This is a genomic window from Cyanobium sp. T1B-Tous (assembly GCF_024345475.1).
GTDB lineage: Bacteria > Cyanobacteriota > Cyanobacteriia > PCC-6307 > Cyanobiaceae > Cyanobium_A.
On the sequence record NZ_JAGQBE010000058.1, the window covers coordinates 1 to 14896 of the forward strand.

General features: G+C 70.5%; 16 protein-coding genes. 13 read left to right on the forward strand and 3 right to left on the reverse strand.

Features of this window, described 5'->3' with window-relative positions; translation table 11 throughout:
* The coding region (gene gyrA / locus KBY71_RS11890) for a DNA gyrase subunit A (RefSeq protein ID WP_254929120.1) at positions 1-2287 on the reverse strand (2287 nt) is incomplete at its 3' end.
* 63 nt (positions 2288-2350) lie between these two features.
* Here gyrA and KBY71_RS11895 point away from each other — a divergent pair.
* The 7 genes from KBY71_RS11895 to rsmD all read left to right on the forward strand — a co-directional run bounded on the left by KBY71_RS11895 (position 2351) and on the right by rsmD (position 8179).
* Entirely contained in the window at positions 2351-3517 is a 1167-nt protein-coding gene (locus KBY71_RS11895; RefSeq protein WP_254929121.1) for a homocysteine biosynthesis protein, read from the forward strand.
* Positions 3518-3607: 90 nt separating this feature from the next.
* Positions 3608-4153, forward strand: coding sequence for a CAAD domain-containing protein (locus KBY71_RS11900; RefSeq protein WP_254929122.1), 546 nt, complete (start codon positions 3608-3610; stop codon positions 4151-4153).
* Between the two features lie 67 nt (positions 4154-4220).
* The gene (locus KBY71_RS11905; RefSeq protein ID WP_254929123.1) at positions 4221-5384 is read left to right on the forward strand and encodes a GuaB3 family IMP dehydrogenase-related protein; all 1164 of its coding nucleotides are present in this window, start codon (positions 4221-4223) and stop codon (positions 5382-5384) included.
* A 184-nt stretch (positions 5385-5568) separates the two neighbouring features.
* Positions 5569-5892, forward strand: a complete 324-nt coding sequence (gene trxA / locus KBY71_RS11910) for a thioredoxin (RefSeq protein ID WP_094559760.1) — start codon at positions 5569-5571, stop codon at positions 5890-5892.
* A 124-nt stretch (positions 5893-6016) separates the two neighbouring features.
* A complete protein-coding gene (locus KBY71_RS11915) occupies positions 6017-6994 on the forward strand; it encodes an LOG family protein (RefSeq protein ID WP_254929124.1) in 978 nt (325 codons plus the stop codon).
* Positions 6991-7614, forward strand: coding sequence for an imidazole glycerol phosphate synthase subunit HisH (gene hisH / locus KBY71_RS11920; protein ID WP_254929125.1), 624 nt, complete (start codon positions 6991-6993; stop codon positions 7612-7614). Before KBY71_RS11915 ends, hisH begins: the two co-directional genes overlap by 4 nt.
* 7 nt (positions 7615-7621) lie before the next feature.
* Positions 7622-8179, forward strand: a complete 558-nt coding sequence (gene rsmD, locus KBY71_RS11925; RefSeq protein WP_254929126.1) for a 16S rRNA (guanine(966)-N(2))-methyltransferase RsmD — start codon at positions 7622-7624, stop codon at positions 8177-8179.
* A 17-nt stretch (positions 8180-8196) separates the two neighbouring features.
* On the opposite strand, the gene petG is transcribed toward rsmD, so the two are convergent.
* Positions 8197-8307: a cytochrome b6-f complex subunit V gene (gene petG, locus KBY71_RS11930; protein ID WP_094559756.1), complete on the reverse strand. Its 111-nt coding sequence runs from the start codon at positions 8305-8307 to the stop codon at positions 8197-8199.
* A 147-nt stretch (positions 8308-8454) separates the two neighbouring features.
* On the opposite strand from petG, the gene KBY71_RS11935 reads away from it, so the two are divergent.
* Genes KBY71_RS11935 through KBY71_RS11950 form a run of 4 tightly spaced genes read left to right on the forward strand, consistent with a single transcriptional unit; the run spans position 8455 to position 12104 of the window.
* Positions 8455-8772 (forward strand): c-type cytochrome, encoded by a 318-nt coding sequence (locus tag KBY71_RS11935; protein WP_254929132.1) that lies wholly within the window; start codon positions 8455-8457, stop codon positions 8770-8772.
* Complete coding sequence (locus tag KBY71_RS11940; RefSeq protein WP_254929127.1) at positions 8769-9527, forward strand: RNA methyltransferase; 759 nt, start codon at positions 8769-8771, stop codon at positions 9525-9527. Before KBY71_RS11935 ends, KBY71_RS11940 begins: the two co-directional genes overlap by 4 nt.
* A 28-nt stretch (positions 9528-9555) precedes the next feature.
* A complete protein-coding gene (locus KBY71_RS11945; RefSeq protein ID WP_254929128.1) occupies positions 9556-10614 on the forward strand; it encodes a serine hydrolase in 1059 nt (352 codons plus the stop codon).
* On the forward strand, positions 10611-12104 hold the full coding sequence (locus KBY71_RS11950) for a DUF3370 domain-containing protein (RefSeq protein WP_254929129.1): 1494 nt from the start codon (positions 10611-10613) through the stop codon (positions 12102-12104). Before KBY71_RS11945 ends, KBY71_RS11950 begins: the two co-directional genes overlap by 4 nt.
* Positions 12105-12132: 28 nt before the next feature.
* Here KBY71_RS11950 and KBY71_RS11955 read toward each other — a convergent pair whose 3' ends face one another.
* Positions 12133-13149 (reverse strand): DUF389 domain-containing protein, encoded by a 1017-nt coding sequence (locus KBY71_RS11955; protein ID WP_254929130.1) that lies wholly within the window; start codon positions 13147-13149, stop codon positions 12133-12135.
* 186 nt (positions 13150-13335) lie between these two features.
* On the opposite strand from KBY71_RS11955, the gene bchI reads away from it, so the two are divergent.
* Entirely contained in the window at positions 13336-14424 is a 1089-nt protein-coding gene (gene bchI, locus KBY71_RS11960; RefSeq protein ID WP_254929133.1) for a magnesium chelatase ATPase subunit I, read from the forward strand.
* 19 nt (positions 14425-14443) lie between these two features.
* The coding region (gene ruvC, locus KBY71_RS11965) for a crossover junction endodeoxyribonuclease RuvC (protein ID WP_254929131.1) at positions 14444-14896 on the forward strand (453 nt) is incomplete at its 3' end.

Here is a 14896-nt window from a genome sequence, read left to right on the forward strand (position 1 = left end):
TGGCCACCAGCACCCAGGGCCCCTCGCTCGGGGCCACCACGTCGCCAGCCTCGGCGTCATCGCTGGCGTCGTCACCGGCACAGCTGGCCACCAGATCGGCGAGCTCGGCCGGAATCACATCCATGCTCACCAGCTGGTCGCCGGTGCGCAGGTTCATGGCCCGCACGCCGCGGGCCGTGCGACCCAACGGCCGCAGCTCCTCATCGCTGAGGCGGAAGTGGATCGTCATGCCGTTGCGCGAGCCGATCAGCACCGAATCGCCCGGCTGGGCCAGCCGCACCCAGGTGAGGGCGTCGCCGTCCTCCAGGGAGATGGCGATCAGGCCGTTGGAGCGGATGTTGGCGAAGGCCGAAAGCCGGGTGCGCTTCACGTAGCCACCGCTGGTGAGCATCACCAGCACGGCGTCCTCGGCGAATTCGCTCACCGCCAGCAGCGAGGTGATCTGCTCCTCGCGGGGGATCGGCAGCATCTGCACGATTGGCGTGCCCTTGGCGGCCCGGCTGCAGATCGGCACCCGGTAGGCCGGCACGGTGTACACCACGCCCCGATCCGAGAACAGCAGCAGGTTGTCGTGGTCGTTGCAGCTGATGAACAGCCGCACCGCCTCCTCACCCTGGGTCTTGGTGCCGGCCTTGCCGCGGGTGCCGCGGCTGGTAGCTTCGAATTCGCTCACCGGCATCCGCTTGAGGTAGCCGTTCTCGGTGAGCAGCACCACCGAGCGCTCGTTGGCGATCAGGTCGATGTCTTCGAGGCCGCCCTCGAGATCGAGGATCTCGGTGCGGCGGGGCGAGAGGTAGCGGCTGCGGATCACCCCGAGCTCCTCGGTGATGATCGTGAGCACCCGCTCGCGGTTGGCCAGGATGTCCTTGTAGTCGGCGATCTTGGCCACGAGATCCTCGTGCTCGAGCCGGATCTTGTCGGCCTCCAGGGCCGTGAGCCGCCGCAGCTGCATCTGCAGGATGGCGTCGGCCTGGATCTCGCTGAGGCCGTGGCGCTCCTGCAGCTGCTGCCGGGCCGTGGCCGCATCCGAGGCGGCCCGGATCAGGGCAATGATCGGATCGAGCTGGTCGAGGGCCAGCAGCAGGCCCAGCAGGATGTGGTCGCGCTCTTCGGCCTTGCGCAGGAAGTAGCGGGTGCGCCGCTCGATCGTCTCGACGCGGAAGTCGAGGAACACCTGCAGCATCTTGCGCAGGGTGAGCAGCACCGGCTCCGACTTCACCAGCGCCAGCATGTAGGCGCTGAAGTTGTTCTGCAGCGGGGTGAGCTTGAACAGGTTGTTCAGCACCACCTGGGGATAGGCGTCGCGGCGCAGCTCGATCACGATCCGCATGCCGTCGCGGTCGGATTCGTCGCGGATGTCGGCGATGCCCTCGAGCTTCTTGTCGTTCACCAGCTCGGCGATGCGCTCGATCAGCGAGGCCTTGTTGGTTTGGAAGGGCAGCTCGGTGATGATCACCGCATCCCGGTCGGGGCGGCCCTTCACCTCCACCGTTTCGATCGAGGCCACCCCTCGCATGGTCACCGAGCCGCGGCCGGTGGTGTAGGTCTCGCGGATGCCCCGGCGGCCCAGGATCTGCCCACCTGTGGGGAAGTCGGGCCCCGGGATGATCGCCATCAACTGCAGATCGTCGATCTCGGGGTTGGCGATCAGCGCCAGCATCCCGTCGATCAGCTCGGTGAGGTTGTGGGGCGGGATGTTGGTGGCCATCCCCACGGCGATGCCGGTGGAGCCGTTCAGCAGCAGCTGCGGAATCCGCGCCGGCATCACGGTGGGCTCCTGCTGGGAGCCGTCGAAGTTGTCGGCGAAGTCGACGGTCTCCGCTTCGATGTCTTCGAGCAGGCTGTCGGTGGTGAGGGCCTGCAGCCGCGATTCGGTGTAACGCATGGCGGCCGGGGGATCGCCGTCCACCGAGCCGAAGTTGCCATGCCCATTCACCAGGGGCATGCGCATGTTGAAGTCCTGCGCCATCCGCACCAGGGCGTCGTACACCGCCGTGTCGCCGTGGGGGTGGTACTTACCGAGCACCTCACCCACCACACGGGCGCATTTGCGGTAAGGCCTGTCGCTGGTGAGGCCCAGCTCGTACATGGCGTAGAGGATCCGCCGGTGCACCGGCTTGAGGCCATCGCGGGCATCGGGCAGGGCCCGACCCACGATCACGCTCATCGCATACTCCAGATAGGAGCGCGACATCTCGTTGCGCAAGTCGGTCTGGATGATCCGCGAATCGCCGTTGCCGCCGGGGTCTCCCGGTGAACCAGCACCGGGTCCGCTGGGATCCGCCATACATGACCGTCTTGAGCAAGGGTCAGTTTATCGAAACCCCCGGGGAATGCCCAAATCAGGCCCATGCCCGCCTTGAACGCCCGTGAGTTCCCGCCGCGCTCGGAAGCGGAGCTGCGCCTCAAGCAGGAGCGGGGCCAGCTGCAGGTGCGCGCCGCCGCCGACTTCCGCAGCCTGGTGCAGCACGCCGGGCTGGCCGAGGCCTACGCCGCCACCGATGTGGTGGTGGCCGCCGATGCGGGCTTCACCGACCAGGCCAGCCTGCACCTGAGCCTCGGGCCCACGGACCCACCGATCCGCCTGCGCGACGGGCAGCTGGCCGGCGTGGCGGGGCTGGCGGGCTGCGGGGCTGGCGAGCTGGTGTTGCCAATCGGCGGCGGGCTGGCCGACGCCATGGGCGGTGCCCAGCTGCTCGGCGCCCTGCTCGCGGGCCGGGCGCTGCCCTTCAGCGCCAGCGGCGAGGCCACACCCCTGCACCCCCGCCGGGAGCTGCACAGCGAGCTCAGCCTCGAGCAGATCGGCGGCGGACGCCTGCTGCTGCATCGGGCCATCGCCGAAAACGGCGTGGTGGCCCTCAGCCAAGCCGAAGGCCCCTGCCCCAGCCCCTACGGCACCCTGCTGGGACCGGCCGCCAACGCCCTCTATTCCTGCGGGGGCGCCGGCAGCATCGGCCTCACCATGCCGGGGCTGGCGCTGCTGGGCCCGGGCTCACCGGTGCTGGTGGGCGGGGCCATCGGCTGGGTGGTGGGCGCCGGCAGCGGCCACCAGCCCGGCTGCCGCCGCCAGGCCAGTGGCCATGCCCGCAGCCCCGGAGCCGCCGCCGCCGTGAGCGTGGATTTGCACGACCTGCGGCCCGAGTGGGTGCGGCCCTGCTTCTTCGAGGGCCACGGCAGTGCCCTGCTGATCACGGTGGCCGCGCCCGTGCCCCTGATGAACGCCGCGGTGGCCCGCCAGGCCGCCGCCGGCCCAGACGAGCTGGAGGCGCCCGTGCTCGATCTGTCGGTGCCGCGGCGGGTCAAACCCAGCCTGGGGTCGGCCACCTACAGCGAGCTGCTCAGCGGCACGATCACGGTGCAAGGCCGGCCGGTGGCCTGCGCCCCCTCCCACAGCCCCCGCCTGGCCGCCGCCGCCGCCGAAGCCCTGGTAGAGGCCCTGGGTAACGGCAGCTTCCCGCTGCGGCTGCCCCTGGTGCCCCTGAGCCCCCGCCCCTCCCTCCTGCCCCTCGAAGCCTGAGCCAGGTCTGGGGCCGGAGCCCACCCTGGGTCGCACCGCCAAACCCACCTAAGCTCCCGCCAACTTCGTGCATCCGCCGCGCCGACCGCCATGGCCGACGACACCACCACCAGCCCCGACCCCAGCCCTACCGAGCTGAGCCCTGCTGAGCCGGAGCTCGAAGCCGGGCAAGAGCTGGACGTGCAGGCAAGCAGCACCCCGGCGCCCGAACCCGCCGCGCCCCCCGAACCCAGCGTCGCCGCCACCTTCACGGCGGAGCCCTTGGAGCCTGCCAGCGCTCCCCTGGTGGCTCCCAGCTCCTTGGGAGCGGACGAAGGCGAGGGCGGCGAGTGGGATCTGCTGCTGCAGAAGCTGGCCCAGTGGCTCAACCAGAACGAACTCCAATCCCTGTGGTCCCAGGCCAGCAGGCCCGTCACCGCCCTGGCGGCCCTGGTGGGCCTGCTGCTGGTGCTGCGCATCTACAGCGCCCTGCTCGGCGCCCTCGACAGCCTGCCCCTGGTGCCCGGCCTGCTCGAGCTGGCCGGCGTGGTGTGGGTGGTGCGCTACGGCGTGCCCAAGCTGCTGCGCAGCAGCGAGCGCGAGCGGCTGCTGGGCGGCCTCAGCCAGCGCTGGAAAGCCTTCCGCGGCAAGAGCTGAGTTCGGATCGCGTCAGCCGGGGCGGGGCAGGTCGGTTGATAGCTTGTCCCGAATCCGTGGATTCCAGGTGGACATTCAGCTCGGCCGCTCCCGTACCGTTCGCCGCGCCTACGGCATCGACGAGATCGCCCTGGTGCCCGGTGGACGCACCGTGGATCCCGCCGTCACCGACAGCAGCTGGAGCCTGGGCGGCATCACCCGTGAGATCCCGATCATCGCCAGCGCCATGGATGGCGTGGTGGATGTGGGTATGTGCGTGGAACTCACCAAGCAGGGCGCCCTGGGCGTGCTGAACCTGGAAGGCGTGCAGTGCCGTTACGACGATCCCAACCCCGTGCTGGATCGCATCGCCGCCGTCGACCGCGACAGCTTCGTGCCCCTGATGCAGGAGCTCTACAGCCAGCCCGTGCGGGAAGACCTGATCCGCCAGCGGATCGCCGAGATCAAGGAGCAAGGCGGCATTGCGGCGGTGAGTGCCACGCCGGTGGCGGCGCTCAAGTTCGGCAAAGCCATCGCCGAGGCCGGCGCTGACCTCTTCTTCGTGCAGGCCACCGTGGTGAGCACCGAGCACATCGGCCCCGAGGGCCAGGAAACGCTGGACCTCGAGGCCCTCTGCCGCGACTTCGGCGTGCCGGTGGTGATCGGCAACTGCGTCACCTACGACGTGGCCCTGAAGCTGATGCGGGCCGGCGCCGCCGGCGTGATGGTGGGCATCGGCCCCGGGGCCGCCTGCACCAGCCGCGGCGTGCTGGGCATCGGCATCCCCCAGGCCACCTCGGTGGCCGACTGCGCCGCCGCCCGCGCCGACTACTTCGCCGAGAGCGGCCGCTACGTGCCGATCGTGGCCGACGGCGGCATCGTCACCGGCGGTGACATCTGCAAGTGCCTGGCCTGCGGCGCCGACGCCGTGATGATCGGCTCACCCATCGCCCGCGCCGCCGAAGCCCCCGGCCGCGGCTTCCACTGGGGCATGGCCACCCCCAGCCCCGTGCTGCCCCGCGGCACCCGCATCAAGGTGGGCACCACCGGCAGCCTGGAAAAAATTCTGCGTGGTCCGGCCGGTCTCGATGACGGCACCCAGAACCTGCTGGGCTGCATCCGCACCTCCATGGGCACCCTCGGCGCCCGCACCATCCGGGAGATGCAGCAGGTGGAGGTGGTGGTGGCTCCGTCCCTGCTCACGGAAGGCAAGGTGTACCAGAAAGCCCAACAACTGGGCATGGGCAAGTAGCTCCTATCGTTGAGCTGTGTGAGCTTCGGCTCCCACACTCCTCACACCCTCCGGCCCGGCGCGTCCGGGCTTTTTGTCTTCTCCCCTCACCGGAGCGTTGCGGGCCGCTGATAACGGCCTGCAACGCTCTGGTGTGCCCCCTAAACAACCTTGCTAGATTCCCTGGAACCCTGATCCAGCAAGGATGTCCAGCGCTGCCGCTGTCACTGATGCCTCCTTTGAGCAAGACGTGCTCAAGAGTGATTTGCCCGTGCTGATCGACTTCTGGGCTCCCTGGTGTGGGCCCTGCCGCATGGTCGCCCCGATCGTCGACGAAATCGCTGCCGAATTCGAGGGCAAGATCAAGGTGTTCAAGCTCAACACCGACGAAAACCCCAACGTCGCCAGCCAGTACGGCATCCGCAGCATCCCCACCCTGATGATCTTCAAGGGCGGCCAGAAGGTGGACACCGTGGTGGGGGCCGTGCCCAAAACCACCCTCTCGGGCACCATTTCCAAGTACCTCTGAGCCCACCCGTCTGTCTGAGGGCAGAACCCTGAGCGCCCCATCCCCCTTCGGCCAGAGCCCCCTGCAGGCCCTGGCCCAGGAGCTTGAAGACCATCCCCAGCGGCACCTGATCGAACGGTCCCTGGTGTCCCTGTTGCAGGTGGGTCGCCGGGAGCGGGGCCATGGCGAGTGGCGGCTCATCAGTGGTGCCCTGGCCGATATCAGCGAGGCCCTGGAGGTGTTCCGGCCCCACAGGGACACCCGCAAGATCACCGTGTTCGGCTCGGCCCGCACCGTGCAGAGCGACCCCTGCTACGGCCTAGCGGAGCAGTTGGCCCACTTCGCCGTAACGGCGGGCTTCGAGGTGATGACCGGCGCCGGCGGCGGCATCATGGAGGCGGCCAACAGCGGGGCGGGCTGCGAGGCCAGCATTGGGCTCAATGTCGATCTGCCCTTCGAGCAGCACGCCAACCGCTTCGTGAGCAGCTGCGACGGCCGGCTGCTCCACTTCCGCTACTTCTTCACCCGCAAGCTCTTCTTCCTGCGGGAGAGTGATGCCCTGGTGGTGATGCCGGGGGGATTCGGCACCCTCGACGAGCTGTTCGAATCGCTCACCCTGATCCAAACCGGCCGCACCCCTCCGATTCCCCTGGTGCTGCTGGCCCCCCCGGGCGATGCCTTCTGGAGTGGCTGGCAGCGGGATCTCAGCCAGGGCCTGGCCGCCCGTGGGCTGATCTCCCCGGAAGACGGCGACCTGCTGATCGAGGCCCACAGCGCCGAGGAGGCGGTGGCACGCATCAGCCGCTTCTACCAACGCTTCCACTCCGCCCGCCTGGGCGACAACCGCATCGAGCTGCTGCTCAACGCCCCCCTGCTGGCGGAGCAGCTCGACAGCCTCAACCGCCAGTTCGACGACCTGGTGGATGAGGGGGTGATCCAGGCCAGCGAAACCGTGGATGACCACGGCCTGCTGCGCCCCTGCCTCAACTTCCACTTCGACCGGCGCCGCATCGGCCGGCTGTACCAGCTGCTCGACGCCCTCAACGGTCTGCCCCTGCCGCCTGGTCAGGAGCCGGAGCAGCCGCCGGGCCGCCGCCAACCCAGCCCACCTCCTGCCCCATGACGCGCCTTGGCCTGATCGACTACGGCATGGGCAACCTGCACTCGGTGCAGCGGGCCTTCGAGCGGCTGGGCGCCACGGTGCAGCCGGTGCATGATGCCGCCGCGATGGAGAGCTGCACGGCCCTGGTGCTGCCGGGGGTGGGGGCCTTCGATCCGGCCATGGAGCGGTTGCGCCAGGGCGACCTGGCTGAGGCGATCACCGCCTGGTGCGCCGCCGGCAAACCGCTGCTGGGCATCTGCCTGGGGTTGCAGCTGCTGTTTGAAGCCAGCGACGAGGGCACGGCAAGCGGCCTGGGCCTGCTGAAGGGCCGGGTGCGGGCCCTGCCGCGCCAGCCGGGCCAGCCGATCCCCCACATGGGCTGGGAGCCGCTGCTGCCCGCCAGCCCCAGCCCCCTGCTGCCCGCCGGCAGCCGCGACACCTGGGTGTACTTCGTGCACTCCTACGCCGCCGAGCCCAGCGACCCGGCCTGCAACACCGCCCTGGTGCGCTTCGGCGACACCGCCGTCACGGCCGCGGTGTGGCAGGGGGCCATCGGTGCCTGTCAGTTTCACCCGGAAAAATCGGGCCCCCACGGCGAGGCGATCCTGCGTCGCTGGCTGGCCTGGCTGGCCTCCCGATGAGCTCGCCATGAGCCTGCGGCTGAGCGGTGGCCGCCGCCTGCAGAGCCCGCCCGGCAGCACGGCCCGTCCCACCAGCTCCCGGGTGCGGCTGGCGGTGATGAACCTGCTGGCGGCCGAGGTGCCCGGCTGCGCCTGGCTCGATCTCTGCAGCGGCAGTGGCGTGATGGCCTGCGAGGCCCTGCAGCGGGGAGCCCGCCGCGTGGTGGCCATTGAGCAAGACCGCCGCATCGCCGCCGTGGCCCGGACCAACCTGGAGACGGTGAGCGCCGGGCTGGGCAGCTGGGAGCTGCACTACCGCGAGGTGGGGCGCTGGCTGGCCAGCTCCACCGCGGCAGACCGCGCGGCCAACCAGGATTTTGATCTGATCTACGCCGACCCGCCCTACGCCGCAGGGCTCTACGAACCGATTTCGGCGGGGGTGGCCAGAGGGGGCTGGCTCAAGCCCGGCGGCACCCTGATCTGGGAATGCGCCAGCGACGCCATCCCGGGCCTGCCTGCGGGATGGCTCCTGCGGGATCAACGGCGCTACGGCGGCACCAGCCTGGTGCTGCTGCAGCAGGCCTGACGGGCGAGGGCCCGTGCTCAGTCGAGCAGGGTGCCGCGGCGATACTGGTTCCAGGCCGCCACAAACAGGCCAGCCAGCGTCACGGGAATCAGACCGAGCACGATGCCGCAGAGCAGGGGTTCGATCATGGGAAGGCTGGGGCGGCGATCAGGGCACAATTCTTCCACGGCCCAGGCCCCCACCGCGAGTCTTCTGCACCAACTGTGACCGGCCAACCCCTGCCCAGCCCCGAGGCCCCCGGCAATCGCCGCGGTCTGATCGCCGCCCTGGTGGGCATGGCGGCGGCCGCCTGCATCGTGGCGGTGCTCCTCGTGCTGCCCGCGGCCCGCGCCGATCCCTACACCCGCCAGACCCTGGAACTGAGCGGTTCGAGTGAAAAGGGCGGCCGCCTGTTTCGGCTCAATTGCGCCGGCTGCCATGGCATTGCCGCCCAGGGGCTGGTGGGCCCCAACCTGCACGGCGTCGCCGCGCGCAAGAGCCCCCGCCAGCTGATCCAGCAGGTGGTGAGCGGACGCACCCCGCCCATGCCGCGCTTCCAACCCGAGCCCCAGGCCATGGCCGACCTGCTGGCCTACCTCAACGGGCTGGTGTGACTCCAGACCTCACCGTGGTGCTGGTGGAGCCCGCCGGGCCGCTGAACGTGGGCAGCGTCGCCCGGCTCTGCGCCAATTTCGGCGTGGCGGAGCTTCGGCTGGTGGCCCCCCGCTGCGACCACCTGGGCGAGGAAGCCCGCCGCATGGCCGTGCACGGCGGCTGGGTGCTGGAGCAGGCCCGCCTGTTTCCCAGCCTCAGCGCCGCCCTGGCCGATTGCCGGCGGGTGGTGGCCACCAGCGGCCGGCGCGCCGGCGAACCCCTGCCCCTGCTGGAGCCCGAACCGGCCCTGCGTTGGCTGCAGCAGGGCACGGCACCGGTGGCCCTGGTGTTCGGCCGCGAAGACCGGGGCCTCAGCAACGACGAACTGCTCCAGGCCGGCCGGCTGCTCACCCTGGGCAGCGGCGACGCCTACGCCTCCCTCAACCTCTCCCACGCCGCGGCCCTGGTGCTGCACAGCTGGCATGGCCTGGGTCAGGGCGCCCCACCGTCAGCCGCCCAGCCACCCCCGCCCGAACCCAGCGACCGCCAGAGCCTCGAGGCCATGCTCGGCGACGCGGAAGCCCTGCTGCTCGACGTGGGCTTCCTCCATCCCCACACCGCCCACGCCCGCATGGCCAAGTTGCGGGGGCTGTTGCAGCGAGCCCAGATCTCCAGCGAGGAGGTGGCCCTGGTGCGGGGCATGGTGCGCCAGTTGCGCTGGGCCAGTGAGCGGGGGCAGGCGGCCCCGCAGGGCAAGGCTGGCCAGACCCCTTAGCGTCGGTCCACTTCGTCTGCATGGCTCCGTGACCGCCGGTCGTCCGTCCCGCAGCCCCAAGAGCCGCTGGGGCCAGCCCCTGCGCCTGGTGTTACGCCTGGCCGTGATGGGCATCGGCCTGGGGGTGATCACCGGCACCAGCCTCAAGCTGCTGGCCCCCCGGCTGGCCCAGGGCGCCATCAAGCCCCCCAGCCTGGATGGCGCCGCGGTTCGCACCGGCCAGGGCCTCGACCAGGGCCGCTTCGAGCCCCGCACCGAGCTGCCGGCCCTGAGCCAGCGCTGGTCCCAGCTGGCCGCCGCCCAGAAAGATCTCACCGCCAGCGGCTTCCTGCTGGTGCTCGATGACGGCCGCTTCGCCCAGCTCCAGCCCGACCTGCCCCTGCCCGCCGCCAGCTCGATCAAGACGCCAATCCTGCTGGCGGGCCTGGAAGACCTCGACAGCGGCAAGCTGCGCTGGAACGAGCCCCTGCCCCTCACCAAGGAGGTGGTGGGCGGCGGCGCCGGCTGGATGGCCAGCCGGCCGGTGGGCACCCGCTTCCCCTTCTTTGAAGCGGCCACGGAGATGATCCGGGTGAGCGACAACAGCGCCACCAACCTGCTGATCAAGCGGCTGGGGGGCAAAACGGTGCTGAACGAGCGCTTCACCGCCATTGGTCTGCCCAACACGGCGGTGAACAACTGGCTGCCCGACCTCAACGGCACCAACACCACCAGCAGCCGCGACCTGGCCAAGGCGATTGCCCTCGTGGACACAGGCGAAAAGCTCAGCCCCAGGGCCCGCGACCTGTTCCGGGAAATCATGGGCAGCTCCCGCACCAACACCCTGATCCCCCTGGGTCTGCTGCAGGGGCTAGGCAAGGACGGTGCCGACCCGGACAGCGAGCTGCTCAGCTTCGGGATCACCACCTACAACAAGACCGGCGACATCGGCATCGCCTACGCCGATGCGGCCCTGATCCAGCTGCCCAATGGCCAGCGGGCCGTGGCGGCCTTCATGGTGAAGGGTCCCTTCAACGATCCCCGCTCCACTGACCTGATCCGCGCCATGGCCGGCGAAGTGGCCAAAGCCCTGGTGGGCCGCAAATGAGCCGCACCGTCCGCACCTGCCCCGCCCCCTGGGCCGGCGCCCTGCTGCTTACGGGTGTCCTGACACCGCCTGCCCTCCTGCACCCTGCTCTGGCCCAGGCCCCCAGCCCCCAGCCGGCCCCCGTGCTGCGGCCCCAAACCGTGGCCCCCCTGAGCGGCAGCCTCGACCGGGTGCTGCTGGTGAACGACAACAACCCGGAGCTGATCCGCGAGCCCGGGATCCTGCTCTCCACCTTTCCCAAGGCCGGGCGCGCGGTGCCGGAGGCCCACCTGGATGTGGCCCTCAACGGCCGCTTCGACCTGTTCAGCCACCACGTGTATGCGGGCAAGCCCGAAAGCCTCAACTCCACCCTGTGGCTGGTGGTGCTGGCCGCGCCCCGCGGCTCCCAGCCCGTGAGCCTGAAGCTGCTGAGCGGCTCCACCGCCCTCTCCCAGGCCGTGGATCCCGGCCAGGCCGGCGCCCCCTTCCTGCCCCTGCCCGCCCTGATGGCCCAGGGCAGCACCCCGATCTATGCGGGCCCGGGCAGCCGGGTGGCCACCGAACTGCTGACCCGCCAGCGCAGCGCCGAACTGCCCGCCAGCTGGACCCTGGCCCCCGGCGCCCCCACCACCCTGGTGGTGTTGCCCCTGCCGGTGCGGGGCCTCGACCCCCTGCTCAACGGCCGCAACCTGCAGCTGCGGCTGGAGAGCTCCGGCCCCGTGAGCCTCGCCACCCTGGCCGCCTTCGGCAGCGGCAACGCGCCGCCGCCGGCCAGTGCCTGGGCCGCCCTGCTGGAGGGGGGCCTCAGCCCCCGGGAGCATGCGCCCACCCCCCGGGGCGCCAAGGGGTCGCTTGTGTATTCGCGGGTGAGTGGGGTGCAGGTGGGCAGCACCTGGCGCACCCGCCTCACCGATCCGGGGCAGGCCTGGCTGAGCGTGCGCCGGGCGCCGATCTCCTGGCCGATCAGCAGCCTGGAGCGGGGCAGCCTCGGCAGCGGCCAGGTGCAGACCGCCGAGCTGCAGGCCTTCTACCCCGGCACAGCCTGGGCCGCCCACGGCAACTACGGCGTCGAATACGACCTGAGCATCCCCCTGCGCAACGACACCGCCAAGCCGGTGGCGCTGGAGCTGGCCCTGGAATCGCCGCTCAAGGGCGATGCCGCCGCCGGCGGCCTGCGCTTCCACGGCAGCCCCGGCAATCGGCCGGTGATGTTCCGCGGCACGGTGGAGGTGACCGGCCTCGATGGTGAGCCCGCTCCCTCGGGTGCACCGGGACGGCCAGCGGGACGGCGCAGTTTCCACCTGGTGCAGCGGGCCGGCGAGCCCGGGCCCGCCCTCGGCAGGGTGAGCCTGGCGCCCGGCGCCAGCCGCCAACTGCAGGTGCGGCTGATCTATCCGGCCGACGCCACCCCGCCCCAGGTTTTGTCACTGCTACCGGTCGTCGCACCGGCGACAGGCGCACCTTCCTCGGCTGCCGGCGCGCTGCCGACGCGCGGCAGCCGGGGCCGCTGAGAGCGCTCCCAGGACCTGCACCTGGAGTTCAGGGTCGCTTCGGCATGAGCGAGAAGCTGCTGCCCTGCAGCACCTTGACCTGCAGCGGACGGCCTGCGAGCACACGGCGGGTGCGCTGTTCGAGCCGGTCGACTGGAGGCAGGCTGCCGCTGCCCGCCAGCAGCAGGCGCACGCTGCCATCGGCGGTCTCGCCATCCACCGATTCGACGCTGTAGCCGGAGCCGCGCAGCCACTCACGGGCCAGGGCCGCGGTGTGAACCGTGATCCGGTTCGTGACGATCAGCCGTTCACTGGTGATGGCCAAGGGAATCGTGATGGCCAGCAGGCCGCCCAGGGCGATCGCCAGGGCCTGGCGCCTGGCGCGGGCATCGAACGGTCCGGTGGCGGCCTGGCGGAAGCCCATCAGCGCGAACACAGCGGCGCCGGTGAGCAGGATCGCGATGTAGTTGGTGATGAACAGCAGCAGGCTGCCGCTGGCGAGCGTCGGCTCTCCGAAGGCCAGCAGGATGCCCACATTGGCCAGCGGTGGCACCAGCGACACGGCGATTGCCACCCCCGGCAGGGTGTCGGAGACATCGCGGCGCGCTAGGGCGAAGGCGCCGGCCACTCCGGTGGCAAGGGCGGCCATCAGATCGAGCAGATGCGGTGCCGTGCGCACCATCACCTGTGGGATGGTCTGAGGGTGCAACAGGCCTGCCACCGGCAGCGTGAGCAGGAAGCCCACCACCACCGCGATGGCGATACCCGCCAGGCTGACCAGCAGCGAGTTGAGGATCCGAGGCCGGTCGCCGAGGCTGATGCTGAACGCCAATCCCATGATCGGCAGCATCAGCGGCGCCACGATCATGGCGCCGATCACAGCCGCCACCGAATCACCCAGCAGGCCGAAGCTGGCGATGGCGGAGGCCAGCACCAGCAGGATCACGAACTTGAGAAACTTTGGCCCTGGCCGCCCCGGCTCGAAGATCAGCGTGTCGCTGATGCGCTCCACCTCGGCCGCGGTGACGGGGCCGCCATGGAGCAGCTCAGCCAGATTTCGCGCCATGGGGGAGTCTCGGAATCGGGCCGCCGGCTGAGGCTAGGGGGAGGTGATGGGGCTTCTCCTGCCCCGTTGTGGTCGGCTCATCGAGGCGGGGAAGCGGCCCTGCCGCTGTGATGCCTGGCGCCCCCGCACACCCCTGCCCGGCGTGTGGCCTGTGAAACAATCGCCCACACCGCCGGTATCCGCTCCGTGAGTCAGCCCAGGAAGCGCAGGGTCTTCCCCTTCACCGCCATCGTCGGGCAGGAGGAGATGAAGCTGGCCCTGCTGCTCAACGTGATCGATCCGCGCATCGGCGGCGTGATGATCATGGGCGACCGGGGCACCGGCAAATCCACCACGATCCGTGCCCTGGCCGACCTGCTGCCCGAGATCGACGTGGTGGCCGGCGACCCCTACAACAGCTCCCCCAGCGACCCCGACCTGCAGAGCACGGAGGTGCGCGCCCGCGCCGAGCAGGGCGAGCAGCTGCCCGTGGAGCCCCGTCAGGTGCCGATGGTCGACCTGCCCCTGGGCGCCACCGAAGACCGCCTCTGCGGCACCATCGACATCGAAAAGGCCCTCAGCGAGGGCGTGCGGGCCTTCGAGCCGGGTCTGCTGGCCAAGGCCAACCGGGGCCTGCTCTACGTCGATGAGGTGAACCTGCTCGACGACCACCTGGTGGACGTGCTCCTCGACTCGGCCGCCTCCGGCTGGAACACGGTGGAACGGGAGGGCGTGAGCGTGCGCCACCCCGCCCGCTTCGTGCTGATCGGCTCCGGCAACCCGGAGGAGGGCGAGCTGCGGCCCCAGCTGCTGGATCGCTTCGGCATGAGCGTGGAGGTGCGCACCGTGCGCAACCCCGAGCTGCGGGTGCAGGTGGTGGATCAGCGCACCGCCTTCGACAACGACCCCGACGGGTTCAACACCGCCGTGCAGCCCACCCAGGACGCCCTGCAGGATCGGGTGATCGCGGCCCAGAAGCTTCTGCCCCAAGTGCAGATCGACGACGATCTGCGCATCCGCATCTCCGGCATCTGCGGCGAACTGGATGTGGATGGCCTGCGCGGCGACATCGTCACCAACCGCGCCGCCCGCGCCCTGGCCGCGTTTGAGGGCCGCACCGAGGTCACCGAAGACGACGTGGCCCGGGTGGTGGCCTGCTGCCTGCGCCACCGCCTGCGCAAGGATCCGCTCGAGCAGATCGACTCGGGCGACCGGGTGGTGAAGGTGTTCTGCAAGGTGTTTAACCGCCCCGACAGCAGCGACCGCAGCGCCTTCGAGCTCGCCCTGGCGGCCTGATGCCCAGCCGCCGGCCCGCATGAGGATCCTCGGCATCGATCCCGGTCTGGCCCGCGTCGGCTACGGGATGATCGAGGTGGAGGAGCACCGGGGCGGCGCCCAGCACCTGCTCGACTGCGGCATCATCCGCACCGATCCCGGCCGCAGCGAAGGGGATCGAATGGTGGAGATCGCCCGCGACCTGCGGGTGCTGATCCGCACGTGGCAACCCGATCTGGCGGTGGTGGAGAAGTTTTTCTTCTACCGCTCCAGCACCACGATCTCGGTGGTGCAGGCCCGCGGCGTGCTGATGATGACCCTGGCGCGCCTCAAGGTGCCGGTGGTGGAGTTTCCGCCGATGCAGATCAAGCTGGCCCTCACCGGCCATGGCCACGCCCAGAAGGACGACGTGCTCGAGGCGGTGATGCGGGAGCTCAACCTCGACACCCCACCCCGCCCCGACGACGCCGCCGACGCCCTCGCCGCCGCCCTC